This is a genomic window from Pelotomaculum sp. PtaB.Bin117, from assembly GCF_002067195.1.
GTDB classification, from domain to species: Bacteria; Bacillota; Desulfotomaculia; order Desulfotomaculales; family Pelotomaculaceae; genus Pelotomaculum_D; species Pelotomaculum_D terephthalicicum.
On record NZ_MVQM01000030.1, the window covers coordinates 1 to 6,089 of the forward strand.

The 6,089-nt window shown below is 50.7% G+C and carries 8 protein-coding genes and 2 riboswitches; all 8 genes read left to right on the top strand.

Annotated features, from left to right (window positions below):
* On the top strand, positions 1-973 hold a 973-nt coding region (locus A4E54_RS00965; protein WP_286723807.1), incomplete at its 5' end, for a zinc ribbon domain-containing protein.
* Between the two features lie 59 nt (positions 974-1,032).
* On the top strand, positions 1,033-1,236 hold the full coding sequence (locus A4E54_RS00970) for a hypothetical protein (RefSeq protein ID WP_286723809.1): 204 nt from the start codon (positions 1,033-1,035) through the stop codon (positions 1,234-1,236).
* A gap of 58 nt (positions 1,237-1,294) precedes the next feature.
* A riboswitch (molybdenum cofactor riboswitch) is annotated at positions 1,295-1,417 on the top strand.
* A gap of 39 nt (positions 1,418-1,456) precedes the next feature.
* Positions 1,457-1,576: riboswitch (molybdenum cofactor riboswitch) on the top strand.
* Positions 1,566-3,707 (top strand): heterodisulfide reductase-related iron-sulfur binding cluster, encoded by a 2,142-nt coding sequence (locus A4E54_RS00975; RefSeq protein ID WP_277444986.1) that lies wholly within the window; start codon positions 1,566-1,568, stop codon positions 3,705-3,707. (Overlaps the previous riboswitch by 11 nt.)
* Before the next feature lie 60 nt (positions 3,708-3,767).
* Positions 3,768-4,022, top strand: a complete 255-nt coding sequence (locus A4E54_RS00980) for a hypothetical protein (RefSeq protein ID WP_277444987.1) — start codon at positions 3,768-3,770, stop codon at positions 4,020-4,022.
* Positions 4,023-4,040: 18 nt separating this feature from the next.
* Entirely contained in the window at positions 4,041-4,478 is a 438-nt protein-coding gene (locus A4E54_RS00985; RefSeq protein ID WP_277444989.1) for a hypothetical protein, read from the top strand.
* 16 nt (positions 4,479-4,494) lie between these two features.
* Positions 4,495-5,076: a hypothetical protein gene (locus tag A4E54_RS00990; RefSeq protein ID WP_277444990.1), complete on the top strand. Its 582-nt coding sequence runs from the start codon at positions 4,495-4,497 to the stop codon at positions 5,074-5,076.
* Positions 5,077-5,910 (top strand): energy-coupling factor transporter ATPase, encoded by an 834-nt coding sequence (locus A4E54_RS00995; RefSeq protein ID WP_277444992.1) that lies wholly within the window; start codon positions 5,077-5,079, stop codon positions 5,908-5,910.
* On the top strand, positions 5,898-6,089 hold a 192-nt coding region (locus tag A4E54_RS01000; RefSeq protein ID WP_286723815.1), incomplete at its 3' end, for an ATP-binding cassette domain-containing protein. The genes A4E54_RS00995 and A4E54_RS01000, both read left to right, overlap by 13 nt.

The following is a 6,089-nucleotide window of genomic DNA, read 5'->3' on the forward strand; positions in this document are numbered from 1 at the left end:
CGCCATTGGGGCAGCCCGGTCATTCTTCTCCAAGCTGAAAAGATGGAAAGATGCCAAAGCCAAGGCCGAAGCCAAGGGGAAAAAGTTTAAATACAGGCCGCCGGTGCCGCCCAGAGAGTGGCAGCGCAACACTTTGTTTTATACCGGCCAGTACAAAGGCTACACCGGCAAGTCTATAATGCTGAAGTTGTACGACGGCAGCACCTGGCGCTGGGTGAAGTACCATTTAACCGGCAGGCGGGTTCAGGACGGTTGGAAGATAGGATGCCCTCGCGCAGTAATCAAGAAGAACCGGATTGAGCTGCATTTCCCGGTTGAAAAGGAAAAACCGGCGGTTAAGTCGGTTGCCGAACAGGTTAAAGACCCAAACCTTAAAATTTGCGCTGTTGACTTAAACACGTGCGACAAGCTGGCGGTATGCGGTATATTCAAAAGCGACGGCACGCAGGTAGCCACCCGGTTCATCCGGGGCGGCGATAACCTAAACGGCCGTAGGAAACGACTTTTGGGCATAATCGCAACCAAGCTCAGTCTTACCGGTTCATTAAACAAGGATGAGCAGGACAATAAGGCCTTGTGGAATAAGATCCATAACATCGACGATAATGAAGCCCACCGGGTATCCCGCAGAATACTGGACTTTGCCCTGGAACACGGAGCGAGTATCATCGTGTTTGAACACTCGAACAGTTTTAAACCCGAGCAGGGCAAATACAGCAGGCGGGCCAACTCCAGGCGTTCCTACTGGCTCCGGGGCAGGATATTCCACTATACCAAATACAAAGCCTGGGAGTATGGAATAATCACCAGCCGGGTCAACCCCAAGGACATAAGCCGGTTATGCGCCGGCTGCGGGGCGGAAATAGACCGGCGCGCACCGTTATTCACTTGTAAATGCGGTAAGAAAGGCAGTGTTGATCTAAACACCGTAAGAAATATAGGCAAAAAGTTCTTTTTAAGATACACGGCCTGAGCGGAAATAAGCGCGAACAAAGCCCTAAAGTCCGAAAGGCAAGGGTGTTCCCGCTCCCCATGAGCTGTAAATCCAAAATGGGAGCAGGAACGGGCTTGGCACCGCCCGGTGTATCCGTCGCCCACTACGCTCTCAATGCGGTAGAGGCCACGCCTCAATTTACTGCGGGCAGCGACTACGCACGGGTGCCCGAAGAAGCTGCCGGGATTCATCTCCCGGAGGAGCAGAGTGTCACAAAGTGCCTGAAATTAGGGCAAGAATAAGTTAACGAAAAAGTATACCCCGGCAGGAAATTGTTTTTTAATGTTGAATAGTTATATAAAACAAAGAATTCTCCGAGCCTGGCATACCTAAACAAAAGCAGGGTACGGTAACCAGGCCGTTAGGGTACGGTGGGAAACTCCTGTACCTCCCGGTGCGGAAAGGAGAGGTTTTTGGAAAAAAGCTTTGTCCTTTTGCAACGGGCAAAGCTTATATTTTTTAATGATGATTACTCTCCGAGCCATATGACCTAAAGCTTTTAAGCCATGGTTTTCGGCCGGTAGGGTGTACCGGGAAACCGGTATGTCTCCCATTGCGAAAAGGAGAGTTCTTGATCCGGCTTATGTGCCGGGCTAACTTTGTTTTTTCGCAGAGTTTGCCCGGTATTATTTTTTGCATGGCTGGAATAAGTTTTGCAGTAAAGGACCAGGCACTAACCGAAAGGAAAGGCAAAGTGGAGATTTATATTTTTTTTGTCCTCATGGTCATATCGTTAGGTTATTTTCTATGCGAGGTATATTGGCGCTGCCGCTACATAAAGTTGGGCAGGCCGGAAAACCGTTTTGACCGCCCGCTTGAACGCTGGAAATATTTTCTCACCCATGTGGCCGGCCAAAAGAAAATTATGAATAAACCCCTGTTTGGTTTTCTGCACGGGTTTATCATGTGCGGCTTTTGTGTCCTGTTGCCGGGCATCCCCAATATGGTTGCGGAAGGCCTTTTCAAAACCAGTATTCCTTATATCGGAGATAATCCCGGCTACCTTTTCATCAAAGATATTTTTATCGCTTTAATCATCTTCGGGATCGGCGGCAGCTTTTTGCGGCGGGTCGTTAAAAAGCCGGTCTGGCTGAAGAACACTCCCGTGGTTTTTGTAATCCTTGGATTGATCCTGGTCATCGCGATAACGGAAGTCCTGTTTCACGGAACCCGGCTCGCGCTTGGCGAAGGAGCCGCTTTAAGCGGGGCCGCCCCGCTGGCTGCGGCTGTTTCAAGGTTTCTGGAGGGCTTTAATGAAAATGCAATTCATGCCGCCGGGATGTTTTTCTGGTGGACCCACTACCTGGCTATTTTCTCATTATTGTTCATCATCCCCCACTCGAAACACCTGCATATGGTGTTCGCCCCTTTCAACACCTACTGGCACTCGCTGGAACCAAAGGGCGCTTTGCGTAAAATTCAATTTGACGACGAAAATGTTAAAACTTACGGGGCGAGCAAACTGGAGGACCTTACCTGGAAGCAGCTTTTCGAGGCTTACGCCTGCGTAAAATGCGGCCGCTGTGATGAAATCTGCCCCGCCCATCAGAGCGAAGAACCGACCAAACCAAAAAGGTTCAACGGCCGCCTGCGCAATCACATAGAAAAAATTGCCCCGGTGCTTTTAAACCGGAAAGTCTGGCATCCAAAAGCTGCAAAGCAAAAAGCGGCGGAAGGTTCAATTTCCTACAAGACTAAAAAGGGCGTCAAGAAGAAAAACCTCATCGGTGACGTCTATGAAGAAGAATTTATTTGGAGCTGCGCCACCTGCGGGGGGTGCATGGAAACCTGCCCGATCTCGATCGAGCATACCTCCAGGCTGTTCGACCTGCGCCGTTATATTGTCTCGTCGGGGAAGAACGTGCCTGGGAAAATCAAGCAAGCCATTGCCGGCATGGAAAATTACGGCAACCCCTGGGGTGTCAGCCGCGAAACCGGATATGACCTGGCAAAAGAATTGGAGATGCCAACCCTGGCCGAAAAACCCGACGCGCAGTACCTTTATTTTGTGGGCTGCGCCGGTTCGTTCGATGAGACGGCCGGGAGAGCAGCCGCCGCGTTTGTTAATATATTGAAGAAAGCAGGCGTCAGTTTCGCCGTGCTCGGACGTGAAGAATGGTGCTGCGGCGAGACGGCCCGCCGGATGGGAAATGAGCACCTGTTCCAAAGGATCGCGCAAAAGAATGTATCGCTTTTCAACAAGTTAAATGTAAAGAATATTTTAACTGCCTGTACCCACTGCTTTAACACTTTGAAAAACGAATATCCCCAGTTCGGCGGGAGATATAAAGTCATCCCGCACTCCGTTTTTTTAGCCGGCCTGCTGCACGAAGGCAGGATCAAGCCAGGCAAAAGTATCGGCAAAATAATTACCTGTCACGATTCATGCTACCTGGGCCGTTACAATAATCTTTATAATGAGCCGCGGGAAATTCTGAAGTCCATACCGGGCGTCCGCCTGGCCGAAATGCCCCGTTCCAGGGAAAAATCTTTTTGCTGCGGCGCGGGGGGAGGCAGGTTTTGGATGAAAAGCGGGCCCGAAAACTTGATCGGCCAAAACAGGGCCGGGGAAGCCCTTTCGACCGGAGCCGAGGTGGTCTGCACGACCTGTCCGTATTGCTTGGCCACTCTTTCTGAACAAATCAAGGTTAAAGGCGTTAATAACAGTATCAAAACCCTGGATATAGCTGAAATTCTGGAAATGAGCCTCTAACTGTTGATATGAATAATTTGTAAAGGGGTGAAAGGTTTAACTTATATGGAGGCAAAAGAAGTGTTGATAAAATATGTGAAGGAAACGGGTGGGACAAAATGCTTTCTCGGGGACGACAGCAGCCGGGAGGATGTGCGCGCGACCATGGTGCTTGCCACAGCCTGCCCGCTTTACAAGGATGACAATGAGGAGGAAATCTACCTGGAAGGCGTGCTGACCTGCTACAACTGCCGCTACCGCAGGTGGACGCGCCCCGGATTCAGCTGTTTTAAGAACTTCCCGGTGATACTCTCGACAATTAATAATTCTATATAGACTAAACGAGGTAATGTTATGTCGTTAAATAAAAAAATTATAATCAGCATCGTTCTGATTATTTTAGCCGTAGCCGGTTCCTACCTGTTGGAGAACCTTTCAAAAGAGCGGGGGCTAAAATCCGCCACGGTGATCAAGATGCAGGAGAACAACAACCTTGTCGCTCTCATGGGTGTCGATGTGCTAAAAACGCTAAAAGATCAGGAGTCCCCCGGCGACAAGGATGCTAAAGGTCTGAGCCTGCTGTATGCCATGGGAGCGGCGGGCATCGGCGAGTTCAATCAAATCGAGGTTAAAGGCGTGGACAACAAATCTGTTTTCCAGGCAAATAAGAACGAGATTACCAGGGACTATCTCTTGTACTTTACGGATCATGGAACCGTTAACTTGTGCCGGAAAAATGACTATCAACGTTTCCTTGTCGAGGATGTCAGTGAAATCAACAAAATAAATTGATAAAGAGGTAACTGCGGTGGAGGATACAGCAAAGAAATACCAGGAGGAAAAAGCGCCGGTAGCGGAAAAATTCATTTTCAGGCTCGGACTGGCCGATGTGCTCAGACTGACCATGTTCGGGACACTTATCTCGATCACCAAGGACATAACCAGGCTGCCGCTGCACCTGCCAGGACATACCAGCATATATTGGATGGGGATCCTGGTTCTGGGCAAGGGGCTGATCCCCAAGTTCGGAGCGGGAATAATCATGGGCATTGTTTCAGGTGCGCTTGCCGTGCTGTTGGGGCTGGGGAAAGAAGGAGTGTTTGTATTTTTCAAATACTTCGTTCCGGGGTTATTAATCGACTTTCTCGCCCCGGTATTTTACAACAAGCTCGAAAACCCTTTCGTCGGCGCCATCTGCGGCACATTGACCAGCCTGTCGAAATTAGTTGCGAACCTCGTTCTGGGAATATTGCTTAAGATGCCGATGGGATTTATCGCCCTGGGTCTGGGGTTCGCCTCGGCTTCCCATGTTTTGTTCGGCGCCGCGGGCGGACTGATCGCCGCGGTATTGATCAAGCGGCTGAGGCCAAGATTATCCACCTGGGAGTGAATGAACATTATTGAACTGATCGACGTCACAAAAGAATACGACACCGGCCATTCGGATAAAAAACGCGCCCTCAAAAACATAAACCTGGCCATCCGGCAGGGCGAGTACGTCGGGCTGATCGGGATGAACGGGTCCGGGAAAACCACCCTCGCCCGTCTCATCAACGGCCTGATTCAACCCACGGCGGGCAAGGTGTATGTAAACGGACTGGACACGGCGGACAGGAGTTCTCTTAACGAAATCAGGCGCCAGGTGGGGATGGTCTTTCAAAACCCCGACAACCAGATTATCAGTTCCATCGTGGAGGAGGATGTCGCCTTTGGCCCGGAGAACCTGAGACTCCCGCCCGCGGAAGTAAAAGAGCGCATCGACTGGGCGCTGCGGTCCGTCGGCCTGGCGGAACTGCGCCATCACGCCCCGCACTTGCTTTCCGGCGGCCAGAAACAAAAAGTAACCATAGCGTCAGCCCTGGCCATGCGGCCGGCCTGCCTGGTCCTGGACGAACCCACGTCCATGCTCGACCCGCGCGGCAGGGAAGAACTCATTGTGAACTTAAAAGAACTGAACGAAAAGCACGGCATCACGATCATCCTGATCTCGCACAACATGGAAGACGTCGTCCATGCACAGCGCCTGATTGTGCTCAATGAAGGCGCCGTTTGCCTCGAAGGAGCGCCGTGGGAGGTTTTTACATCAGAAGAAAACCTCATAAATACGGGTTTAAAACCGCCCGAAATCGTCCAGTTGGCCAACGGCCTGAGAAAACGCGGCCACGCAATCGATAAAAAAATCATCAGCATGCGGCAGATGGTGGAATATATATGTCAATTATAGATGTGAAAAACCTAACCCATACCTACTTGCCCGGCACTCCTTACGAAAAAAAAGCCCTGGATGACATCACCCTTTCCGTAAACCAGGGCGAGTTCCTGGGCGTTGTGGGAGCGAACGGTTCCGGCAAATCAACGCTGATCCAGCACTTTAACGGACTGCTCAGCCCAACCAGCGGGGAA

Bases quoted from the DNA above. Each gene is read 5' to 3' on its own strand.
- A4E54_RS00985 (WP_277444989.1), top strand. From the start codon at position 4,041: ATGTCGTTAAATAAAAAAATTATAATCAGCATCGTTCTGATTATTTTA.
- A4E54_RS00970 (WP_286723809.1), top strand. From the start codon at position 1,033: ATGAGCTGTAAATCCAAAATGGGAGCAGGAACGGGCTTGGCACCGCCC.
- A4E54_RS00995 (WP_277444992.1), top strand. From the start codon at position 5,077: ATGAACATTATTGAACTGATCGACGTCACAAAAGAATACGACACCGGC.